This window comes from Paenibacillus beijingensis, assembly GCF_000961095.1.
In the GTDB taxonomy this organism is placed as follows: Bacteria; Bacillota; Bacilli; order Paenibacillales; family Paenibacillaceae; genus Paenibacillus_O; species Paenibacillus_O beijingensis.
Genome location: NZ_CP011058.1, coordinates 5716678 through 5739320 on the forward strand (window position 1 = coordinate 5716678; position 22643 = coordinate 5739320).

At 52.1% G+C, this 22643-nt stretch carries 19 protein-coding genes and 1 tRNA gene; 4 read left to right on the forward strand and 16 right to left on the reverse strand.

Features of this window, described 5'->3' with window-relative positions:
* Positions 1–44: 44 nt before the first annotated feature.
* The 7 genes from VN24_RS25935 to VN24_RS27205 all read right to left on the reverse strand — a co-directional run bounded on the left by VN24_RS25935 (position 45) and on the right by VN24_RS27205 (position 10815).
* The gene (locus VN24_RS25935; RefSeq protein ID WP_045672792.1) at positions 45–1295 is read right to left on the reverse strand and encodes an NAD(P)/FAD-dependent oxidoreductase; all 1251 of its coding nucleotides are present in this window, start codon (positions 1293–1295) and stop codon (positions 45–47) included.
* Between the two features lie 35 nt (positions 1296–1330).
* Positions 1331–2425: a GTP-binding protein gene (locus VN24_RS25940; protein ID WP_045672793.1), complete on the reverse strand. Its 1095-nt coding sequence runs from the start codon at positions 2423–2425 to the stop codon at positions 1331–1333.
* A gap of 33 nt (positions 2426–2458) precedes the next feature.
* The gene (locus tag VN24_RS25945; protein ID WP_045672794.1) at positions 2459–3220 is read right to left on the reverse strand and encodes a methyltransferase domain-containing protein; all 762 of its coding nucleotides are present in this window, start codon (positions 3218–3220) and stop codon (positions 2459–2461) included.
* On the reverse strand, positions 3208–4728 hold the full coding sequence (locus VN24_RS25950; RefSeq protein ID WP_045672795.1) for a radical SAM/SPASM domain-containing protein: 1521 nt from the start codon (positions 4726–4728) through the stop codon (positions 3208–3210). Before VN24_RS25950 ends, VN24_RS25945 begins: the two co-directional genes overlap by 13 nt.
* A gap of 135 nt (positions 4729–4863) precedes the next feature.
* Positions 4864–4986, reverse strand: a complete 123-nt coding sequence (locus VN24_RS28510) for a hypothetical protein (protein WP_274520402.1) — start codon at positions 4984–4986, stop codon at positions 4864–4866.
* 892 nt (positions 4987–5878) lie between these two features.
* Entirely contained in the window at positions 5879–6649 is a 771-nt protein-coding gene (locus tag VN24_RS27200) for a TniQ family protein (protein WP_082084144.1), read from the reverse strand.
* A 269-nt stretch (positions 6650–6918) separates the two neighbouring features.
* Entirely contained in the window at positions 6919–10815 is a 3897-nt protein-coding gene (locus tag VN24_RS27205; protein ID WP_045672796.1) for an intein-containing adenosylcobalamin-dependent ribonucleoside-diphosphate reductase, read from the reverse strand.
* A 338-nt stretch (positions 10816–11153) separates the two neighbouring features.
* Between VN24_RS27205 and VN24_RS25960 the strand changes: the two genes are divergently transcribed.
* The 3 genes from VN24_RS25960 (at position 11154) to VN24_RS25970 (ending at position 14377) form a co-directional block, all read left to right on the forward strand.
* Positions 11154–12935 (forward strand): DEAD/DEAH box helicase, encoded by a 1782-nt coding sequence (locus VN24_RS25960; RefSeq protein WP_045672797.1) that lies wholly within the window; start codon positions 11154–11156, stop codon positions 12933–12935.
* Entirely contained in the window at positions 12932–13867 is a 936-nt protein-coding gene (locus VN24_RS25965; protein WP_045672798.1) for a YqhG family protein, read from the forward strand. The genes VN24_RS25960 and VN24_RS25965 overlap by 4 nt, the downstream gene beginning before the upstream one ends.
* A gap of 147 nt (positions 13868–14014) precedes the next feature.
* Entirely contained in the window at positions 14015–14377 is a 363-nt protein-coding gene (locus VN24_RS25970) for a hypothetical protein (RefSeq protein WP_045672799.1), read from the forward strand.
* Between the two features lie 371 nt (positions 14378–14748).
* Here VN24_RS25970 and VN24_RS25975 read toward each other — a convergent pair whose 3' ends face one another.
* Entirely contained in the window at positions 14749–14943 is a 195-nt protein-coding gene (locus VN24_RS25975; RefSeq protein ID WP_045672800.1) for a YqzE family protein, read from the reverse strand.
* Between the two features lie 131 nt (positions 14944–15074).
* Between VN24_RS25975 and VN24_RS25980 the strand changes: the two genes are divergently transcribed.
* On the forward strand, positions 15075–15791 hold the full coding sequence (locus VN24_RS25980; protein WP_052703156.1) for an N-acetylmuramoyl-L-alanine amidase family protein: 717 nt from the start codon (positions 15075–15077) through the stop codon (positions 15789–15791).
* A gap of 1 nt (position 15792) precedes the next feature.
* Here the strand turns inward: VN24_RS25980 and VN24_RS25985 are convergent, their stop codons facing one another.
* The 8 genes from VN24_RS25985 to VN24_RS26020 form a co-directional block, all read right to left on the reverse strand.
* On the reverse strand, positions 15793–16581 hold the full coding sequence (locus VN24_RS25985) for a divergent polysaccharide deacetylase family protein (protein ID WP_420798639.1): 789 nt from the start codon (positions 16579–16581) through the stop codon (positions 15793–15795).
* A gap of 122 nt (positions 16582–16703) precedes the next feature.
* On the reverse strand, positions 16704–17816 hold the full coding sequence (gene rpoD / locus VN24_RS25990; RefSeq protein ID WP_045672801.1) for an RNA polymerase sigma factor RpoD: 1113 nt from the start codon (positions 17814–17816) through the stop codon (positions 16704–16706).
* A gap of 326 nt (positions 17817–18142) precedes the next feature.
* A tRNA-Leu gene (locus VN24_RS25995) sits at positions 18143–18229 on the reverse strand.
* Positions 18230–18289: 60 nt separating this feature from the next.
* Positions 18290–19222 carry an alpha/beta hydrolase gene (locus VN24_RS26000; RefSeq protein ID WP_052703157.1) on the reverse strand — a complete coding sequence of 311 codons (933 nt, stop codon included), beginning with the start codon at positions 19220–19222 and terminating at the stop codon, positions 18290–18292.
* Between the two features lie 88 nt (positions 19223–19310).
* Positions 19311–19553 (reverse strand): helix-turn-helix transcriptional regulator, encoded by a 243-nt coding sequence (locus tag VN24_RS26005; protein WP_052703158.1) that lies wholly within the window; start codon positions 19551–19553, stop codon positions 19311–19313.
* Positions 19547–20182, reverse strand: coding sequence for a carbohydrate ABC transporter permease (locus VN24_RS26010; protein WP_082084147.1), 636 nt, complete (start codon positions 20180–20182; stop codon positions 19547–19549). Before VN24_RS26010 ends, VN24_RS26005 begins: the two co-directional genes overlap by 7 nt.
* Positions 20179–21012, reverse strand: coding sequence for a carbohydrate ABC transporter permease (locus tag VN24_RS26015; RefSeq protein ID WP_238590958.1), 834 nt, complete (start codon positions 21010–21012; stop codon positions 20179–20181). Before VN24_RS26015 ends, VN24_RS26010 begins: the two co-directional genes overlap by 4 nt.
* A gap of 188 nt (positions 21013–21200) precedes the next feature.
* Complete coding sequence (locus tag VN24_RS26020; RefSeq protein WP_045672803.1) at positions 21201–22529, reverse strand: ABC transporter substrate-binding protein; 1329 nt, start codon at positions 22527–22529, stop codon at positions 21201–21203.
* Positions 22530–22643: the final 114 nt, after the last annotated feature.

Here is a 22643-nt window from a genome sequence, read left to right on the forward strand (position 1 = left end):
TCCAGTTTTACGCAACCTAGCACACATCAAAATGATGAAACTCACTAAGATACGACTTTTGCCGGAGGTTTTAACTGAAGAACCTGCGCCACACGTTCTGCTTCACTTTGCCAAAACTTCTTTTTCTCGAGCGGCAAACCTCCAAATAATTCAGAAAGCCCTTGTGAAATTTGAGAAGCGAAAGCAGGATTACTGAAGACAGCCGCAATCCAAGCATATTCATCTGGTTTTACTGGCTGGAATGACTCTATGACACGTAATGCAGGCTCAATCGGTGCAGCAATCGATTCGCTGACCTTTTGTTGATACACAGCCATTGCATCCGGCCAGTCCATTTCTCCTGATAACACGCAGTGAATTTGATCTGCCAAAAACTCTGCCCCGCGGCAGGCATCATAGATGCCCGCGCCCATCATCGGATCTTTATGACTGTATGCATCCCCGACAAGTGCCCACCCCGGCCCTGCAGCCGTTCTCGCATAATTCTTCAAATCTCCTAAACACATCACCGAAGATACGCGCCTCGCGTGCTTAAGCCTTGAAGCCATGGATGGAATTTGCCATAAAATATCCGAGTATGCCCTCTCGGAATGAATGTTCCATTGTTCAAATTTTTCTTGCGGCCCGGAAACGAGAATCACCCAACCCCCGCCTTCGCATGGACCGACCTGCAACATCAGATCGTCCCAATACCAAATTTCCAGAGCAGGGTCCGGCAGCGCATGCACATCTTCCCAGTAGGCATGCAAGGTGCACCGAAGCGCTGGTTCCATGTATGTAAAATCGGCCTCGGCTAATCGGGCGATCGTAGAATGCCTGCCGTCTGCTCCAATCACAATCGCTGCATGCGCTTCCCAGTCTTTTCCGGCTACGCCGACGATTCGGTCCCCACTCTTTACCAGTGTACGAACGGCACTGTTCGGACGAAACTCAATATTGGGCTCTGCAAGGGCGCGCCTGAGCAGAATGGTGTCCAGCACCTCTCGACGTATGCACAAGGAATACGGATAATCCTTTAGCGCGGCTACTCGCGGAGCACCGTACGTAAAGCCTTCAATGTCAATATGCAGACGGCGCAGCTCAGGGGCGCCCGTCGCCAGAAGTTCGGTTAAAATGCCACATTTCTGGTCAAAAAACTGCAGAACGGGCCCCCCGAAAAAATGACTGGATATCGCCGGTTTTCCCATCACCTCCGTCCGGTCCACCAAGAGCACTTTGTATCCGTATTGGGCCAGGAGAATAGCGGTCGAAGCCCCGGCAATGCGGGCCCCGACAATTATCGCGTCATACCTCATGTTTGTCCCTCCATTCCCCTCATGAATGATGAGAGTCAGTTATCGCGATAGGTCGGAACCGGAGGACTGGGATTGAACGATTGCAATTCAACGAGCTCGCAGCGCAAGGCCAGCTGGTTCGACACTTCTTTGGCGCATTGGATGACCATGTCGGCGAGTTCTTTCGTGTCAGCACAGATCCTGGCATTGACCAGGACGGTAGCGCCAAGCACCTCCTGCAGATTGGAGGATGTCCATTGCCAGTCGCGGCCGGATGCCGTTAAACTTCCCTTGACGAACATGTTGCCCGAGAAGCCCATCAGCTTCACATGCGCGGCCTCAAAGGAATGTTCGGTAAACCGCGAGCTGAGGAGCGAAGCGTACTCCGTCATAAACCACTGCAAATCGAACGAAGCCACGCGGGATAGGTTCAATTTGCAATTTAGCCAGGCGAGTTTGGCTTCCGCCGTGCCGTATGTCTCGTAATCGAGTTCGCTTAACAGGCTTTGGCCCGACGGCTCGTCCGTCTTTTGAAGCATTTCGAGCCACCCTTCCAAGCCTGAACGGGTCATGGCGGAAGTCTTCAGCATGCGGGCGGTCGGATTCAGGCTCTGCATCTTGTTTTGAACCGTATCCATTACCGCAGCCTCCACGATTTCGCATTTATTGAGCAGAATAATATCGGCTTCCTGAATTTGCTGCGAAAACAAATACCCGATCTCCCATGGGAAAGGCGTGCGCCCCTCCTCCAGTACGAGGTCGGCTCGCTCCGGATCGACCACAATCGTAACCGGGCTTAGTCGGAATTGATTCCCGCTCAGTCTTTGCAGGGGACGGTATACGGTCGCCACCAAATCCGTGCAGCTTCCGACCGCCTCGGCCAGAATCCAGGTCGGATGATACTGCTCCACCGCTTGTTTCATGGTGTCATGCAGATCTTCGAAACGGCAGCAAAAACAGCCGCCTGTAATTTCGGACGTTGCAATGCCGCTTGCCTCCATCATCTCGCTGTCGATCAGATGATCGCCCTGATCATTGGTAATGACGACCACTTTCTCGCCGCTTCGCTCCAAAGCCAAGGCCAGTTCGGAAATCAGGGAAGTTTTCCCGGCACCAAGAAAACCGCCAATCAAGGCCACATTCGTTTTCATAAGTATCCCTCCTGATTGTTTTGGGCAAGATCATCAGCAACAGCAGGACGAGGCATCCACATTTTCCGACTTCATGGCGACCACTTTGACCGACACGACTTCCTGCCCATCCCGGTACAGGACCTTCTTTATATCGCGGAATTCGACACGAGCAAAGCCCGATGAGAGGATAAGCGCTTCGTACTCCTGGGGCGAGAGGGCGACAATGCATTTTTCCCAATCGTCTTGTGCATAGGAAAAGGATTGTTCGGCGTTCTCCAGCAAGGTATCCGAGATCATGAGCATCCCGCCGGGCTTCAGCACTCGGAACGCCTCTGACAGCACTTTCGATTTGTCCTCGAACATGCTGATCACGCAGTTACTGATCGCTATATCCACGGATTGGTCCCGCAAAGGCACTCTGCGGATGTCGCCAACGCGGAATTCCACATTGCCAAGGTTCATTTCGGCGGCGGCTGATCTTGCCGTTTTCACCATATTCGGCGAAGCGTCCACCCCGATGACCTTGCTGTCGGGATACCTTTTGGCACAAAGCAGCGCATCGAGTCCCGCACCGGAACCCAGATCCAGTATGCATTGGTTTGCTGCGACAACCTGGCCTTTCAGCGGAGAACCGCAGCTGCTCGAGAGCTCGCGTACTATGGCCGGAACGCTTGCCAATTCCTCGGGAGAGTAGGATTCTTCAGGAGAGCAGCAAAGCGAACTGGAGCCTTGAACCGCCATGCGGTCATAGCGCTGCTTGACAAGCATATCGACCGGCGCGGCTGCACCGCCGCCTCCATTTACGACCTCCATAGGAACGCTCCAACTTTTTTCATTTCGTCCCATTCCGTTTCCTCCCTTTTTTCCGTGGTATAAGGATCGTCCTTGAATGCGAGCGGTATCATGTATTCCAAGCCCTTCGTCAATTGCGCCTTGACCGATTCCACCTTCGGACAATAGGCACTGTTGAAGTCGCCTCCGTTGAAAGCCCATGCTTTGATTGGACAGCCTCCCCCGCCGCAGAAGAGCTTCACGTTGCAGTCCCGGCACATGGGAACGCTGTCGACATTCCGGGTCCGCCAAGGCTCCCTATACTGCCGGTTGTAACTGAAATCCGGAAAATAGGTTCCAAATGCATGATGCGTCCTTCCTACCGTTTCCGGGCAGCCATAGATGCGGCCATTGGGATCAAACGCCAAGACGCTCGTCCCTGCACTGCACCCCTGCAGATTCGGGCGAACGATATCTCCTTCCAGGATAGGAGAACGCAGCCGAACCGGATCCGGTTTCAGCATACGGTCCACAAGCGGGTTTTCCCGCAGCATTTGATAGAAGTCGTCAAGTAAATCAAGTGTATAATCTCGGTCGATGTGCCCATGCCGGTGTTCTGCGGGATGATTGGGATCGACATCCAGAAATCCGACATGCTTCGTAAAGCCGTAGAAAAACGACAGTCTGGGGTGATCCAGCCAGCCTTTTTGCAAGGCATATTCCGCGAATGCAGGGTAACTGCCGAGCGTTTGTTTGTCGACCAGCACCCGGACCAGAACGCGCAGGCCGGCAGCGATCGCCTCGTCGATATTCTTTTCGATCAGGTGAAAAGTGGGCTTTCCTCCCCGGAAAATCCTTCGCTGATTATGAATTTCCGGCGGACCGTCCAAGCTGACCTGGATTTCCCGGATCTCATATTTTTTCAGCAAGGGGATATAGCGGTCCAGCTGCACACCGTTCGTCACAGCAGTTATGGGGTAATTGCGCTCGTAGGCATTTTTCATAATGTATTCAACGGCTTCCCGCTGCGCCGGAATATCCAGGAACGGCTCTCCGCCAAATAGCGTAATATAGGGCTGCCCTTCGTTATCGTGCAGCTCCTGCAGGGTGGGAATCATATCAAAAGCGCTGTCGATCATTTCTTTGGTCATGCGCGGACTTGCTTTGGTCAAATCCCCTTCGAAACAGTAGGGACAAGCCAAATTGCACAAAAAAGAAGGAATAAACATGAACTGAAACGGCGCTGTTCTTATTCCTTCGTTATATTGATCCACGACATGGTTATATGCAATTTGTTCAGCGGAATGCTGATCAAAAATATATCCTCGCTCATGAAGATTGTGGATGAGCGAGGGATCGTAGTTTTCCCAATCACCGTCCGAGCGAATAGCCTCCAATGCCGCTGCTTCTTCGCCGGATAAAATATCCATAGCCCCGGTTACCGGGTTGGAGGCTACGGCCACTTTCCCGCTCTCATCGTAATATCCGTCTCCCAGCAAATCCTTGGGCAGATTTACCCGGAGAAGAACGGTGTTTTGTCCGAGATGCATACCAAAAACCTCCGCTCTATTTTTTAGGTAGCAAACAGCCTCTGGTCGTTTATCCAGGTTGGTTTCTCGTAGGAGAAGTCCTAATCCGAATAATCTCGCAGAGGCGTTTGCTGTGGTTAATTACTCATGAAAACATTAGCATCCAGCAACCATTACACTTGAGTGCGCGACCAGATTGGTACGGCCATCAAGAGCAGTGCAGCAATCCGGTTTTTTCTCGGAAACCTTTGCATCTTGCTTTTTCGCCAATTTAATCATGAGTTTTCACCTCCTTTCCAGACACAATGAATCTATGTTGTGATTCAAGGATGTCGTAAAGGAACCTATTGGGCGGAGTGTGAGCATGTTATTATCATGACAACATAATGATAATTATTATGTCATATACGGTTAGCTTTCATTACGTTAAATTCTCTGGTCGAGTCATATTATAAATCCTTTTTCCTTTTTTAGTCAATTAGGTTATATTTCCTAACTTTTTGCAACTAAAGAGGTAAAGGTTGCCATCGTCTACTTTGTGACTTTCTGACGAGAGAAATGACACTTCTGAACTGATTCACAATTGCCAATGATTTACGACTGCGATCGAGTTCTACCACATATAAACCTGGAAAGGAAAGTGATATCCTAATATTATGATTTACGAATACTGCATCTCTATTAACCCTTTCTGCCTTCACCTTTAAAGTAAATCTGACTGGAACGAGAAAAAAAACACTTGATCATTTCAAGTCGTCTATAAGCCCGGTAACGCTAGACTTCCCCGTCGCTGCGAAGTATCTTATGAAGGGCCTTTTCAGGCGGATCACCCAATTAGTTGGCGCAGAAAAGAAAAAAAGCCATGTTTCGGTCCGGTTTTTCTTTTAGACCTGACAGGTACAAGATGTTCTGATTCAATCTTAAGCCATTTAAAATCAGCTAGTCTCTTTAAAATCCGACATTATTCGACTTTTGCCAGCTTAGATGAAAATTAAATACAATAACTGGTTCAAATGTACCCTTTTTATAAAGCTACCTTAAACTTACTCTTGTCATTATAAAATTGGTTAATTTTTATTACAAATTTTTATCAAAGGGTGATATGGAAGAAAGGTGTAGATAGTTAAAAATACGCATTTTCCCATTGTGCTTAGTAAAAAAGAACATGTTTTTAAAATTCCCCTTCTCTTCCTGTTTGATATTCTTTTTCAAGATAATTCATTAAATTACTAGGCCAATTTGCAATTAACGAATCAGTAAAAATTAAAAAATCTCTTACACGATCCAAATCTGAGTCCAAAATAGAAACCACATTGGAGATTTTCGAGTATTGAATGCTCACTACTTCTTTATCCTGGAGATTTTGAAGGCATGAAATAATACAGAACATTAACCACTTCTTAAGTCTAAATAGTTGGTGGTAGTTGAAATGTAAATATACTCTTCTTCTACTAAAATAATCGTGACCAGTCAAGATGACATTATTTTCTAATGACTCTTTATTAACGTTAGAAATGTGACTTGATATTAGAGTTGTTTCACATAGACTACATTTGCCCGTTACAGTTGCTTTAAGGTTGATTGGTTGATTACAAGATGAACATTTATATTCCAAGAAACATTTATGTTTTTCGCATATTATTACCGGAATCATTGACCAATGAAGCCTGTGATATTTACTTTCTACAAGACATTTTGGACAATATCTTGTTACAGAAGGGTACCTTCTATAGCCGTGGCCTAATAATAATTCTCTTTTGCTTAAAAATTTCCTATCACGATTTCGATTATCAACAATTTCGACTCCAGTAAGTACTTCCGCTAGATCATAATAATTATTTTCTTCGGTAGGATACTTTCTATATTTCTTTAATTGGTCTAATATGGGCTTATAGTAATATAAAATCTTCAAGTGATTATCTATATCTTCATAACCGTTCATTTGAGATAACCTAACAATGAAACCTTCTATGGATTAGTCTTCAATAACGTCGGACAAATGATCAGTTTCCATTGATTCATCGTTTAGACCATCCTTCAAAAAAACAGGCATCTGAAATTACTCAGATGCCTGTTTTGTATTTTTATTGATTTTTTTGTATATTCATATGTTTCTAATAAAATCTGAAACAAACCGGCTAACGAATTCTGAAACAATTCTAATTAATTCTGGAATTTCACACATTTGGGCGGCGGGATATTATTTTCGCCTTAATTACACCGGCTGTAGCCGCAGTTCTGGCACGTCTTGCACCCTTCCACGTTCAGCAGCGAGGCGCTGCCGCACGATGGACACAGATCGAGCGAGCCCGAAGCATACGGATTCAAACCGTGAGCAGGGGCCGCATGGGAGCGGCCGTCGGCTGTGTCCGGTTGAGCTTCCGCTTCCAGCGTTTCCAGCGTGCTGGCGAGCGGCGCATTCACGTAAGAGGCGGCGAGCTCTTCGGCCGACTGCATATGCAGCTCCAGCGATTTGGCGACCGCATCGGCGATCGACTCGACGCGGTTCGCGCCAAAGCCGATCGCGCCGGAGCCGCCGATGCCTTTCAGATGCTTGATCAGCAGCTTGACCTTGTTGCCGTGATCGCCGTAACGAAGGAACAGCGAGCAAACGCGGCCGAGCGCTTCCGCCATGGCGAATACGTCCGACCCTGCTTTGCCGACGTTAAGGAATATTTCGCCCGGCGTTCCGTTCAAGTCGTTAATCGTAATATAAGCCATGCCGAACGGCGTGTTCACCTTGTAAGTCGCGCCGCGCAGAACTTGCGGACGGCGTTTGTATTCTTTATCGAATACAGCCTCATTCTTCGGTGATACACTGGCGTTCAGCGTTGCGTTCATGCTTCCGATCGAAGCGTCTTCTTTGCCGGCGGCGGCAGCTTTCACGCTCGCGGCGTTCTTGTCCGCTCCGCTGGTCGCAGAAATTGTCGTTAAGCCCGGCTGAGCAGCAGCGCTGGCAGCTGGTTGTACTTCGGAGGCAGGAACTCCGACCGCCCCCTGCGGTTCTGCCGCCGGCGTTTCCACTGAGGCATCCGCTTTCTTGTCTTCGTCTTTCTTCGTCGACAACACCTGTACGTCGCGGCTGCCGTCGCGATAAATCGTCACGCCTTTACAGCCGAGATCGAACGCGAGCTCATACAGCTGCTTCGTCTCTTCCACTGTAAAGTCGGCCGGACAGTTGGCCGTCTTGGAGATCGAGCTGTCAACCCAGCGCTGAATCGCCGCCTGGGCGCGGATATGGTCTTCCGCCGAAAGGTCCATCGCCGTGACGAAAAATTCCGGCAGCTCTTCGCCCGGATGTGCATCCTTCCACGCCTGCGCGATCGGCACGAGCTGCTTGTCGAAGCCGAGACGGCTTTGGCGGAAATATTCAAATGCGAAATACGGCTCGATGCCCGTGGAAGTGCCGACCATCGTACCCGTACTTCCGGTCGGTGCCTGCGTCAGGACGGTAACGTTGCGCATACCGCGTTTTGTCACCGCTTCGCCCACTTCGGGAAACTCCGAAACCATATTTTTCATAAATCCGCTTTGCAGGAATTTGTCTGCCTCGAACGCCTTGAACGAACCTTTCTCCGCGGCGATTTCGGTCGATGCCATGTATGCTTCGCGCGCTATAAAGCCGTAAATGCGGTCGAGAAACTCAAGCGATTCCGGGCTGCCGTAGCGGATTTCCAGCTTAATCATCAGCTCGGCGAGACCCATCGTACCTAGTCCTACGCGGCGCTCGTTCTTCTGGTTCGCTTCATTTTCCGGGAAATGATATGGCGTTTTGTCGATGACGTTGTCCAGAAAACGGGTCGACCAGCGCGTTACTTTGGCCAGTTCCTCCCAATCGACGTCGTGCTTCTTCTCGTCGTAAAACTTGGAGAGGTTGACCGCGGACAGGTTGCAGACGCCCCATGCCGGGAGGCCCTGCTCTCCGCAGTTGTGGGCGACGATGCCGTTTGCGACCAAAGAATGGGTAACCGGCTCGGTAATATCGTATACGGTGATTGTCTCACCCGGGATTACGCGGGCCACTTTGGACAAGAACTTCTCCGACTTGCGGGAAGGGCGGGCGATACGCTGCAGCGCTTCTTGTTTGCGCGCTACCAGGTTTAATCCGATTTTTTCCTTAAATACAACGATGTTGTTGCCCGATATGACAAGTTCGAAAAAGTCACGGCTTTCATACAAACGAACTTCTCCGTCTTTGGTCGTATACTGGAATTGCGCTTGCGCTTGTTTCGGGCGTGCATAGATGGAGCTGTTGATGCCATAATTCAAAAGCAGCAGCTGCACACCTTGCAAAAGCTTCCTGGAACTCGATGTGAGCCGTACCGTCCGATGCATCTCGTCCCGATCGTAGACGGTTCCGTCCGCGCTGAACAACCCCTGCAAAAAGGCGGTCACTGTCGTTTCCGTTGAGGTAAAGATCGCATCAGGCACTTCTTTTTCCGGTGCTTTCACGGCCTTGACTCCAAGCCCGATGAGCTTATCGCAAAGCGCTTTACGCCACCAGTTCACTTGCTTCGTCCCGTTCTCCCGTTCAAAAATTTTCGCTTTAACTCCGGACAAAACTTCGCCTGCTTCGAGCAGCCGCTCAAGGGCGTCGCCATCTTCCGCTCCAAATACCATGCCGATATCGCCGCGTTTTGAAACCCATCCGTCCCCCGTCAGCCAACCTAGGAATAGTCCCCACTGCTCGCCCAGCTCATCTTGCGCCGCAAATCGGCCTTCGCCGGACTGAACGTAAACGTAATCCTCGTTTGTCAGATAACGAGCTTCTTTCCAGCCGCCGCTTGTGTACAACCGATGATCCGGCGTCACTTTGATTTCCATGCCGTTTTGCAGGGAGACGACAACCGTCTCCTTCACCCCGGTCGGAAATACGACTGCCCGGCGCATCTCTATACCCGGCAATTCATAGGAACGTCCGCCGACTACACGCGCCTGTTCTACAAGCCGCACATCCGTTCCGACGAGAAACGATTGGCCCGCTGTTTTCTTATAGAGCTCCTCAATCGTTATGAGTCCATATTCGGAAGTAATCCGGGTCTCGGGATGAAAACACGGGTTCGTACAGATGATCGGATTGAAATACCAGCTGTTCGACATCTGATTGTAATATTCCATGAAGACGACGCCCGGCTCAGCCGATTTCCAGGCCGATTCGATGATGGTGTGCCACACGTCGCGGGCGCGGACCGTTTTGTAGTGGATGACCCTTTTGCCGCGCTGGCGCCACGCTTCCAAGTCGCCGTCCCACAGCTCGTTGTACTGAGGATCGCGGGTATCCGGGAACACAAGCTCCCAATCGAGATCCTCCTTAACCGCCTTCATAAAATCGTTGCTGACGCAAACCGACAGGTTGGCGTTGGTCACCTGCCCCATCGTCTGCTTGACGGTGATGAAGTCCATCAGATCTGGATGCCAGTCGTTGATCATGAGCATCAGCGCGCCGCGGCGGCTGCCGCCCTGCTCGATCAGGCCCGTCGTGTAGCTGAACAGGCCGCCCCACGATACGGCGCCGCTGGAGGAGCCGTTCACGCCGGCAACGATCGAGCGGCGCGGGCGAAGCGACGACAGGTTGATGCCGACACCGCCGCCGCGGGCCATAATTTCCGTCATCTCCGACAGCGTCGACATAATGCCGCCCCTGCTGTCGTGCGGCGACGGAATAACGTAACAGTTAAAGAGCGTCAGCTCCTCGCTTGCGCCCGCTCCGGCCGCGATCCGGCCGCCGGGTACAAGCTTCCAATCGTCCAATATATAGCGGAAGCGTTCGCTCCATGTTTTTTGCTTTTCAACCGTATCTTCTACGGAAGCCATCGCGCCGGCGAGACGGTTCCACATTTCTTCGGGCGTCTTTTCGACGGTCAGCGTCAGCTTCTCCACATCGGACTCCACGACCGCGCCGCTGCGCGTGCGAACCGTAACGACCGATCCTTTGCGGGCGATAACCTCGCCGACTTCCTTTGCCGGAAACTTCGGGTCGTCTTTGGTCAGCACGAGCACCACATCCCCGACTTTCGTCTCGCTGCTGTCCGCATTTTTCCAAGCGTAACGATCCAAAAAAATCTTTTCGCTCAGCCCCGTCAGGGCATTCGTTCCCTTTGTCTCCACGTCGCTCGACAACCTCCATTCATATCTTCTTGTCCGTCTCGTCTCCATGGCGAGCTGCTCTGATGTATGTAATGTATGATTTCGCCACCACATATTGTGTCATATTACCTTTATATCATACCACATATTGAGCTTATGTAAAACAATCCTCTCGTTTCGTCCCGGTCCGGTAATCTTCGTTTAAACTTTCCATTGCTTGTCCGCACGCTTTTTTTCGGCCTGATTTATGAATCTTCCGCTTCAGGGCATACTAAAAAGATACGAATGCGATTGCACAAGCCGCGCGGCAAGAAGATATGGAGCTGTAAAAGCCGTTTCGCGCACGAAAGGAGCCCGACATGTCCCGAATCCATAAGCTCTCCGGGGAAAACAAGCTGCATCCGCTGGTGCAATTCCAGTTCGACCGGACGTGGTTCGACGAACTTCACAGCCGGCTGGATAAGAACGGACCGTGGGATGACTGGACGCTGTTCCAGCTTGCCGTCGAAGCCGAGCAGGCGCAGCGGGTCGAAAGCTTTGAAGAGTTGCAGTCTCTGCGCTGCCTGCAGGATTTGCAGCCGATGCCGCACCAGATCGAAACGGCGCGCAAAGTCGTTCACGAAATGGGCGGCAGAGCGATATTGGCCGACGAGGTCGGTCTCGGCAAAACGATCGAAGCCGGCTTGGTGCTCAAAGAATATATGGTACGCGGACTGGTGCGGCGAACGCTCATTTTGGTGCCGGCTTCGCTTGTGCTGCAATGGGTCAGAGAGCTTAATACCAAATTCGGCATCCCCGCCGTCGCCCAAAAGAGAGCACATACGTGGCAAAATGACGTCGTCGTCGCTTCAATCGATACGGCCAAACGCGACCCTCATAAAGATATGCTGCTTTCCGGCGATTACGATATGCTCATTATCGATGAGGCGCATAAGCTGAAAAATAAAAAGACAAGCAACTACCAGTTCATTACCCAGCTGCGCAAAAAATATTGCCTGCTGCTCACCGCGACTCCCGTGCAAAACGATTTGGACGAGCTCTTTAACTTGATTACGCTGCTCAAGCCGGGGCAGCTCGGGGGTCAAAGCGAATTTTCGTCGAATTTCGTCGTCGGCAAACGGCTGCCGAAAAATGAGGACCAGCTGCAGGATGCGCTTTCCGGCGTCATGATCCGCAACCGGCGCGGTGACGGCGGCATCCAATTCACGAAACGGATCGTGCGCAACGTTCCCTTGCGTTTGTCACCTGAGGAACAGGCGCTCTATGACGCGGTAACGGCGTTCGTGAAGGAGCGGTATGAAGAAAGCGGCGGCGATTTGTCCAGCATGCTGTCGCTCGTCACGCTGCAGCGCGAGGTGTGCAGCAGCCGCGACGCGGTGTTCCTGACCCTCGTCAACCTGTTCAAGAAAACGTCCGAGGACTCGCCCGTGCGCCCGAAAATATGGGAGCTGGTCAACGTCATCAAAGGGATCAAAGCGAATACGAAAGCGGAAAAAGCGATGGAGCTGATCCGCGAAAGCGACGAGAAAGTGATCATTTTCACCGAATACCGGGCGACGCAGGAATATTTGCTGAACTTTTTGCGGTCCCACGACATGGTAGCGGTTCCTTACCGGGGCGGCATGAACCGGGGCAAAAAGGATTGGATGATGGACCTGTTCCGCGGACGGGCCCAGGCGATGATAGCGACCGAAGCGGGCGGCGAAGGCATCAATCTGCAGTTTTGCAGCCGCATCATCAACTTCGATCTGCCCTGGAATCCAATGCGGGTCGAGCAGCGGATCGGGCGTGTGCACCGGCTCGGCCAAACCGAGGACGTCAAAATTTTCAATCTGTGCACGACCGGGACGATCGAGGAGCATATCGTCCATTTGCTGCATGAAAAAATCAACATGTTTGAGCTTGTAATCGGGGAGCTGGACCATATTCTCGAGCGGTTTCAAAAGGATGACGGTTCCATTGAACAGACACTGGCCAAGCTGATGCTGGAAGCAGGCGGCGGAGCGGATATGCTCGAGAAAATCGAACGGCTCGGCAGCTCGCTCAGCCGCATTCGCAGCGAAGTGCGCTCGGGTTCGCCTTCGATGCCGCTGGGAGCGGTTCTGGACGGAATCGGCCGGACAGTGGAGGTGCGCCCATGAATGAGAAGCAGATTCAAAAATTTGTGCTCAAATATATGGAAGCGACGGACTCGCGCATTTTGGAAAAATCCCCGGCGCACTTGACGGTGAAGCTCTCCCCCGCTGCGGACCGGGCTTTGACGAACCGCCCCTACTACTGGAGTTTTGTCGAAAAGATGGGGACGGAGCCGGAGACGATGACCTTTCTGTTCGTAACCGATAAAGCCCGTTACGATAACGCGGCGGCTGCGAACGATGCCGCCCCCAATTCGCAGGCCGCTGCCGCCGACGCCGCGCTCGGACGGTCGCTCGGCTTTGTGCACGGGAGTCTGAATACGGCGGCGGTTCGCATTCCGCGCGAAGATTTGTATTTCGGCTCGCGCAAGCTGGACCAGCTGTTTGCAGCCGCCAAAAACGGAGGCAGCTTTGTTTACCTGTTCCAGGAACCGGACAAACGGGCGCTGCATCCGTTCGATTCGATTGCCTATTCGGCCTGGCTTGGCGTCAATATAAAGGTGGAATTCGCCTGCGACCGCAAACGCGAGGAAATTCACTCCTTCGGCGTATCGCTTGCGACCGGCCAATGCGTCGAACGGTTTCACGAGCGCCTGCTCGATCTCCGCATGACCCCGAGGCTTCCAGCCAACGTCCATATTGCGAAAAACGGCATTTCGCTGAACAAGGCGCTGGCAATCATCGAGCAGACGCTCGAAAAGAAACTGCGCCTCTACGATTACGGCTGGGCGGCCGGCGCCGCAGCGAGACTGGAAGACGAACTGGCGCAGGTGGAGCACTACTACCGGCCGCTGCTGGAGTCGTCCGACGATGAGAGCCGCCCCCGCATTCAGGAGCAGTTCGACAACCGGCAGGCGGAAATCCGCTGGCAGTTTGAACCGAGAGTGCACGCTTCCGCCATAAACGGCGGCATTTTTCACCTGTCGGGCATCGGCTAAACGCACGGCATTTGCACGGGTTACGGTAAACTGATTCGGTAAATTGAGATGGAAATCCGGCCATGTGGTGCCTCAAGCTCCAGCTGCTTTCTTGCAGGCGGCGGTCGGTTAAAATCGCGGCAGGTTGTAACGGGAGGATACAGCTTGATGAATAATATACTTCGTAAGCGCTTGAAACACATCTATATTGCAGCTCATCTGCTGCTCGCCGCAGCCGGTCTAATCGCGGTCCATCCGGCTGCAGCCGGTTTAAATTCCCATTCCTCCAAGCCGTCCTTGCCGTCGCAGGTCAGACAATGGATGGATGAGCTGGCGCGGCAGCCGGGCTTATCCGGTTGGGGGTCGGCCGATTTCAGCATCGAAGCGCTCGGCCCCGGCACTCACGGCTGGTTTGTCCACATTGCAGCAGGCGGCGGCAAGCCGGCCGGTTATATAATCGTAAACGCCGCCGAGGACGGCTCGTACCGGCTCGGTGAATACGGTGAAGGCAGCTGGCCGGCCGAACAATAGCGGGCATGGATTTCCCCGTACGCAGGCATCCCAGCTACGCGGAGGCTTGCCCTTCCGCGACCGGATTTTCACGGCAAGGTAATCTATTAGCTATGCAAGCCGTAAAAGGGCGTCCATAGGTGTATCAAACAAGTTGGCTGGGTATGACGCCCGTCTGCTACTTGGTGACTTGGCTCTTAACTCGGCCGGACTTGCACCGGCTGGTTTGTGCTAACTTGGCTAGGCGCACATAATGTCAAAAAAGCTCGACGATGAAGCCGAGCTAAACAGCAGTTCCTTCTTATCGGTGTGCCCTCTCAAAAAGCTTTCCCTCGTCGACGGAGAGCGGAGCCGCGCGTGGCAGTCATGCCGCCTTCGGCACGTACATACGTCTATCGGCGATCGCGCCAGATCCCTCGCATCCAGAGCATCATTCCCATCGGACCCATTCCGAACCATCGCGTCAGCCACGGTTCCTGCACCGCTTTTGCCGCTTTTTTCGTTTCGCGCCTGATATCCCTCGGCGTATCGACATAAGTAACGAAGCGCCCGGTCATATATTTGATCCAATCTTCAGATTCGGCCATGATCCGCACCTTCTTCCTTCCCATTGTCTTTGTATCATTATCGTTCCCGGTTTGCCCGTTTCTCAAACGTGAATAATCATCCAGCCGATGTGGGACGATAGCAATACCTTTTGCAATTGGAGGAATTAGGAATGGCATCGTTCTGGGGGAGTGGATTTGGGAAAGGAATCGCTGTTGCCGGGGCGTTCTGCATGTTGTGGGGAGCCAGTGGAGCGCCGGGCTATGCCCGCGAGCTTCGCACGCCGGAAAAATATGAGGCCCTTCCTTATGCCGAAGTGTTAATCGATGCCGGCCACGGAGGGATTGACAGCGGCGCTTATTATGAAGACGTCTTGGAAAAAGACATTAATCTTGCGATCGCCAAAAAGGTGTATGCACTGCTGAAAGCTTACCGGTTTTCCGTCGTCCTGAACCGGACGGGAGACTACGCTCTCAGCGACGATAACCGCTGGCATGTAACCCGCTCCAGACATCGTAAAGATCTGTCTCAACGGGGTCAACTGACGGAAGAGATCCGTACCGGCATGCTGATCAGCCTTCATGTCAATTGGACATCGGATCGTAGCAAACACGGACCGCTGGTGCTGCATCAACGAAGCGGCGAAAGCGCGCTGCTGGCGCTATGTCTTCAGGATGCCCTGAACCGACAGCAGCACAGCCGTTTTCTGCCGCGTGAAGGAAAACCGTTCTATTTGCTTAACCGGGTTAAACAGCCGGCCGTCATTATTGAAATGGGATTCGTCAGCAATGCCGAGGACAGGGCGATGCTGACCTCTGCCAAAGGGCAAGACCGCATCGCTCACGCCATCGTATCCGGGTTAAGGCATTACCGGACGCTCGCTCGCTGACTTAAGGCAGCAGTTCCGACAGCCGGACGAACTCCGTATGGCGCTTCATGGCCGGAATGGAACGCAAAAGAACCGCAGATGTAATTTTTCCCGGCGGACCGACATGACCGATTGTAACCGCATCGCGGTGGGACTCGAGAAATTTTTGCAGCACGCGGATTTGTCCGGCTACGTGCCCGGCTGAATATACGTCGTCGAGGAAGACGTCATTCCCGATAACGGGCACCCCAACTTGCCGGCCAATCTTCGGGATGACGCTCTTATAAGCGGTACGGCTGTCTAGAAAAAATAAGCCGCGTTCCCGGCAAACCATTAACACGACACGCATAATCCGCTCATTGACCGTCACTTTGGATCCCATATGATTATTCATCCCAATCGCATAGGGGACATCGTCAATTGCTTGCTCCACTCTCTTGCGCACTTCCTCATCGCTCATGTCCGCTGTGATCGCCCCCGGTCCGAGCCATTTCGCTTTGCCGCGGTTCGGTTCCATCGGCATATGAACGATGACGTCGCGGCCAAGCTTATGCGCATGTTCGGCATCCGCTTTCGTCGTTTGCATAAACGGCATGACCGCCACCGTCAGCTTGATCGGCAGCTGCAGCATTTGCTCCGTTCCGTCCATCGCATTGCCCAGATCGTCAATGACAACCGCTACCCTGCCGTTTATAACCGGGTTCGCCGGCTCATTTCCCACTGCGTCCGGCTCCGCCGCTGCAGCAAAAGGGCGAACTCCTGCAGCCGCCAGCAGCAGCAACGCAAGCAGGCCGGCTTTCCATGATTTTATTGCTGGCCATCCCTTCATATCAGGTACCTCCACAATCAGATTATTCTCATTGTGCCGGTACCCCGTTTAAATTATGCAGCGCCGCCGCGTCTTTTGGGCATCGCGGGCAGCTTTCTGGCGCGTTAACTCATAAAATCTTTCAGCCGCTTGCTGCGGCTCGGATGTCTGAGTTTGCGCAGCGCCTTCGCTTCAATCTGACGGATACGTTCTCTCGTTACGCCGAACACTTTGCCGACTTCCTCCAGCGTACGCGTCCGCCCGTCTTCGAGTCCGAACCGCAGCCGGAGCACATGCTCCTCCCGCTCCGTCAGTGTATCCAGCACCCCGTCGAGCTGCTCCTTCAACAGTTCGAAGGCCGCGGCATCCGCAGGGGCTTGGGCATCTTGGTCTTCGATAAAGTCGCCCAAATTCGAGTCGTTCTCCTCTCCGATCGGAGTCTCAAGCGATACCGGCTCCTGGGCGATCTTCAATATTTCCCGTACTTTCTCCGGACTCACATCCATTTCGCTGGCGATTTCCTCGGTAGAAGGCTCGCGGCCGAGCTGCAGCACCAGCTGCCGGGAAATGCGCATCAGCTTGTTGATCGTTTCCACCATATGAACCGGAACCCGGATCGTTCGGGCCTGATCGGCAATGGCCCGCGTAATCGCCTGACGAATCCACCATGTGGCATACGTGCTGAATTTATAGCCTTTTGTATGGTCAAATTTGCCGACGGCTTTCAGAAGCCCCATGTTGCCTTCCTGAATGAGATCGAGGAAAAGCATGCCCCGCCCCGCGTATCTTCGGGCTATACTGACGACAAGACGCAGGTTTGCTTCGGCCAGCCTGCTTTTTGCCTCTTCATCCCCGTCCTTAATTCGGAGCGCCAATTCCACTTCCTGCTCTGCGGACAGAAGCGGCACCCGTCCGATTTCCTTTAAATACATCCGGACCGGGTCGTTGATTTTGATACCGGGCATTAGCGTTAGCTCGCTCTCCAGCCCGTTCCCTTCTTCTTCTTCGGGGATATCCGAACTGCCGGATTGGGAGCGGCCGGGTTCAATAATTTCGATTTCGAGCCCGGAAAGCCGTTCGAAAAAAGCGTCAAACTGCTCGGGCGTTAATTCAAAAGGATCCAGCTTCTCCACAATTTCATTATAAGAAAGCGAAAATTGCTCTTTGCCTTTCCGAATCAGCTGTTCCTGTACCTGTTGAAGCGTCATTTCCGTTTCCGACTGTAAATAATTAGCCATATTCCAGCTCCTCCCGGTTTGCGGCACAGCAAATTTTATTGACATTTGAAACGAATTGTGATACATTTTAAATGATTGAATTATTATGAGTAATCTGGATTTTAACAGATATCTCAAAATAAATCCAGTCTTTTTTACTTATTATTATAGTTTCCTCTTAATAGATTACGAGATTCCGGTCCGGAGCGATTCCGAACCGGTTTTTTTGTGAAGAAAATCACCTCATTTCATATAACGAAATGATAGGCTGTTTTGCTTCGCTGATCACCGTTAATAAACTAAAAAGGCTTCAGCTTATCGCTGAAACCTTGTCGTTTGAATCGTTATGGTGCGGTCGAGAGGACTTGAACCTCCACGGCTGTTACACCACTAGAACCTGAATCTAGCGCGTCTGCCAATTCCGCCACGACCGCATGTTGAACTTGTCAACGAGAAATATCTTATCACAAATAAGAATTGAGGTCAATGTTTTTTTAGAGCGTACGGTTCAAAAAATGTTTAACCGCCTGCCGATATCCTGCTTGATCGGTTCGAAACGCCATCCCGTGTCCGGCCTCCGGAACAATGAACAGCTCTTTATAGCCTGCATATTCTTCATACAAACGGTGCACCATCTCCGTCGGCACGTAAGTGTCCGCCGCTCCATGGATAAACAGAATGGGCAGCACCGCCGCCTTCACCTTTTTCAAAGCGGAAGCTTCCCCGAAGAAATAACCTGCTCGCAGCCGGCACAGAAGGCTTGTCGCATCGATAAACGGGAACGCCGGCAGCTTGAACATCCGCTTCAGCTGATAACTCAAAATATGTTTGGCCGATGTGAAGGCGCAATCCGATACGATTCCTTTCACATTGACGGGCAGACGCTCGCCCGCGGTCATGAGCACGGCCGCCCCGCCCATCGATACGCCGTGAAGCACAATTTCCGTATCCGGTCCGTTCCGGGAAATGAGCCAGTCGATCCACTGTACGTAATCCCGCCGGTCCAGCCAGCCGAAACCGATGTAGCGCCCTTCGCTTTGCCCATGGCTCCGGTTGTCCGGAATGAGAACGTCGTATCCGAACGTCTCGGCATAAAGCCGGGCGAGCGAACCCATATCGCGCTTTGCGCTCCCCGTATACCCGTGCGCCAAAATAACGGCTCTTCGAGTCGGCGCTTTTGCCGGCAAATAATAGCCGCGCAGCTTCAGTCCGTCTTCTGTCGTGATACCGACTTCCTCGAGCGGCTGCTGCTCCAGCCAGCCGTTATCAAACGAAATGCCTTCCCCGGGCTGGGATAAATCGGGATCACCCTCCAAAAACTGCTGCCGCTTCCGGACAACAGCCATGTTGAAAAAATGAAACGCCGCATAGGCAAGCGCGGCAGCAAGCAAGACGATAATGATCACGACGGTTAAAACAACAGTCAATCTCCCTCTCCTCCGTCCGAGATAATGTGCAGAAAGCCTCCTCATAAAAATAGCACGTCTCGGCGGCAGATGTCCAAGAGGGAAACAGTCACATCACTTGAGGCTTTCGGTAAAAGGACGGGCTGCTGCCGAACGCCTCGGTAAACAGCTTCGTAAAATGGCGCGTGCTGTAATATCCGACCGCTTCGGCAACCTGCTTGATCTGCATGTTGGAGCCGATCAGCAGCTCCTTCGCCTTCAGCATGCGGATCCGGGTCAAATGCTTGACAAACATCGTACCGGTTTTTTTATGAAACAGCGCGCTTAAATAATTGGGAGAAACGCTCAGCATAGCCGCAATTTGCCCGATGCCGATATCATCGGCGTAATGGGCGTCGACATAATGGAGCACCTGCTCGACAAGATCGGCGGTAAGAACCGCCCCGTTCCGTCGATCATCGCGGCTTCGTCCAGCTCCTTCGGAATCGTACCGATAAATCCGGTGTACAAAAAGATGGTCATCGGCAGATGGAACGTGACATGAAGCAGAATAACGCCCCAATAGGTGTTCATGCCGCTGATATCCACCATAAATTTGTAGAGCGGCACGAGAATGGTGAGCGGCGGAACGATCAGCGCGGAAACGAAGAGCGCGTAAATAAACCGGTTCCAGCCCGTCTGCCGGCGTGCAAGCGGGTAAGCGGCGATCGAGCCGATCATGACGATCAAGGCAATCGCAAAAATCGTGACGATGATATTGTTGCGGAAAGCGACTGCCAAATTCGCTTCCCGCCAGGCGTTAATAAAGTTATCCAGATACAGATAACCGGGAAACACCCATTTAGAGCTCAAATCGTCAGCCGCTTTAAACGAGGTTGTCACCAAAATGTAGAAAGGAAGAATGTGAATGAGACAAATGACGACGGCTGTCAGATTGAGCCAGCTTTTTCTTTTTCGCTTGTCCGCGGTTACCTTCTTCATGCCGACACCTCTCTTCTACGGAGCAAAATAAGAGCCGCAATGCTGACCACGGAAATAATAATAAACATCAGTATGCCGATCGTCGACGCGTAACCCGCATCCTCGCGGCCGAAATAGAGCTGGTACATTAAAGTTGAGAGCGAAGCCGAAGCGTATCCCGGCCCGCTGTTTGTCATCGCGGCGACGACGTCGAACAGCTTGAGACCGCCGATCAGGTTGAGCACCATGCTGACGGTGAACGAAGGTGCCAGCAGCGGCCACGTCACATGGAAGAAACGCGAGAGGGGCCCCGCCCCGTCGATCGTCGCCGCTTCATAATAGTCCTGCGGGATGGACTGCAAGCCGGCCAGAAACAGCACCATTGCGATACCTAAGTATTGGTACGTGTTGACGAACGTAATAATCCAGACGTTCACGTTAGGATCGCCGAGCAAATTGGAGGGCCGGTCCTGGAACAGCAGCAAGATGTCGTTGATCGCCCCGCCTTCGTATTGGAAAAAGAAGTACCAGATGTAACCCATAATGAGCGCGCTGATGATGACCGGCAAATAAATAATCGTTCTCACGACGCCGCGGATGCGGATGCTCATGTTCAGAAACAGGGCGTACAGCAGGCCGATCACGTTCTGGAAGATCGTGCTTCCGAGCCCGTAAATGAATGTGTTTTTAATAACCGTCTTAATGTCGGGATCCTGTAACATCCGCTTGTAATTGTCAATCCCGATCCATTTGTAGTGCTGATTGTAGCCGTCCCAGTTCGTAAACGAGATTTGAATACCTTTAAGAAACGGGTAAAAAATAAAAATCGCGAACAGCAGCAGCGCAGGCATATAGAGCAGATTGATCACGCTCCCCGACCTTGCCAGCCGCCGGAAATAGGACGGCACCGGTCTCCCGGCCGATACCGACTGCAGTGAAAGCCGCTTCATATCTTCCATACTCTTTCCTCCTCGTTGAATCAAACAAGAGTCTTTAGACAAAAGAGGGGCGCGCGCCCCCCCTTTATCGGGTTGAAACATTATTGATCCCGCAGGCGCTCATATTCCGATTTCATCTTGTCGGCAAACTGCTGCGGGCTTACGCTGCCGGCAAGCAAGGCGGTACCCGTCTTGCAGATGACATCCCACATTCCGTTCGGCAAATATACACGGTCGAAGTATGGGAATACGCGGACGCCGGCGAATTCGTCATAGTACGCGGAGAACTCATGCTCGGACGAGATATCTTTAAGACCGGCGGGAAGCTTCGTCGCATTGGCGAAGCGCGACATATTTTCAGGCTTGGCGAAGAACGCGATCAGTTTCTTCGATTCTTCCAGATGCTTGCCGTCTTTCCATGCTCCCACCGTATACCTCTCGCCGCCGGAGAAATTCGTGCCGTCGCCGGCAACCATTGAAGTAAGCGGCATAATGCCGACTTTCACGTTAGGATCGACCTTGTGCACTTCATCCGCAAAGCTGGTTCCTCCTATAATAAAGGCCACCTTGCCTTGCGCGAACCGCGTCGGCATATCGCTGCGCTTGGCCGTCAGCACATCTTCGTTGATATATCCTTTTGATTTCAAATCAAGCAGTTTTTGCGCAAGTTCCGCCCACTTGTTCCAATCGAAATTGCCGTCCAGCAAGCTTTGGGCATCGTTCTGAGCCGGACTGATGAACAGAGATGTGGCATACTGATCCAAAAACTGGCCGATCATGCCGTTATCGACGCCGGACATAAAGAACGGGGTGATTTGTCCGCCGCTGCTTGTTTTCAGCGTTTCCGCCGCGGCCAATAATTCCTCGAACGTTTGAGGCGGTTTAATGTTGTATTTGCTTAAGACATCCGCATTATACGTAATGCCGTCCTTCGCTTCGCTCAGCACAAGCGTGTAAACTTTGCCGTCTTTATCGACGACGACCGGCTTGATCGTATCGGTAAGGTTGCCCGCCCACGGCTCATCTTTCAGATCCGCCAAGTAGTTGCCGTAGCGGATAATCGCCCATCCGTGCGTATCGAATACGTCCGGAAGATCGTTCGCCGCCATCTTGACCTTCAAAATATTTTCATATTCCGAGCCGGGGAATTGGAACTCCACCTGAATATTCGGGTTTTCCTTCATAAAGTCGCCCGCAATGCCTTTCAGCGCATCCTGAACCGCAGAGTCGGACGTCGTATTGTAGACCGTCAGCCTGATTTTGTCCCCGCCTCCTGAAGCGGCCGCACCCGAACCCTGGTTTTCCGTTTTGCTGCCGTTTGCCGAGCCGGACGAATTGCCTGACCCATTGCCTTGGCGTTGGGAGCAGCCCATCAGGACGAGAGAGAAAGTAAGAAACACCGTCATGATCATGAACATCGCTTTGCGCATCGTACTCGAAGCCTCCTAGGAATGATTTGTGAAAACGTATTCATTTTCTTGGGATAACTATAGCGTATTTGTTAACGCTTTCAAATGTCGTAATTCTACAATTCGCGAGCTCTT